The following is a 615-nucleotide window of genomic DNA, read 5'->3' on the forward strand; positions in this document are numbered from 1 at the left end:
GCCACTTGGCGACATTCTCGTTATGCTCCGCGAGCGTCTTGGCAAAGGCATGACCGCCGGTGCCATCCGCGACGAAATAGATGAAATCGGTTTCCTCGGGCTGTGCTGCAGCCATCAGGCTGGCCCGGCCCGGATTCGCGATGGGCGTGGGCGGCAAACCGGAAATAACATAAGTATTCCAAGGCGTTTCGGCGCGAAGCTCAGAACGCCGCAAGCCGCGACCCAGCACGCCTTCGCCCTTGGTGATCCCGTAGATCACGGTGGGGTCGGTCTGCAGCCGCATCCCCTCGTTCAGCCGGTTCACGAATACGCTGGCCACCTGCCCGCGTTCCTCCGCGACCCCGGTCTCCTTCTCGACGATGGAGGCGAGCGTCAGCAATTCTTCCGGCGTCTCGACCGGCAAACCGGGATCACGCGCGTCCCATGCTGCTGCAAGCTGCGCCTCCTGCGCCGCCTTCATCTGGGCAAGGATCGCCCCGCGATCGTCCCCCGGACGCACCTCGTAGCTGTCGGGCGCCAATGTACCCTCGGCCGGGACCTCGCCGATTTCACCGTTGAGCAGGTCGATAGACTTCAGCGCCTCGACCACCTGCCAGCTTGTCACGCCCTCGGCCA

General features: G+C 64.6%; 1 protein-coding gene. It reads right to left on the reverse strand.

Annotated features, from left to right (window positions below; all coding sequences use genetic code 11):
* A partial coding sequence (gene mltG, locus A3764_RS22560; protein WP_150122412.1) for an endolytic transglycosylase MltG occupies window positions 1-615 on the reverse strand: 615 nt, incomplete at both ends.

The organism is Sulfitobacter sp. HI0129, from assembly GCF_001635395.1.
Lineage (GTDB): Bacteria > Pseudomonadota > Alphaproteobacteria > Rhodobacterales > Rhodobacteraceae > Sulfitobacter.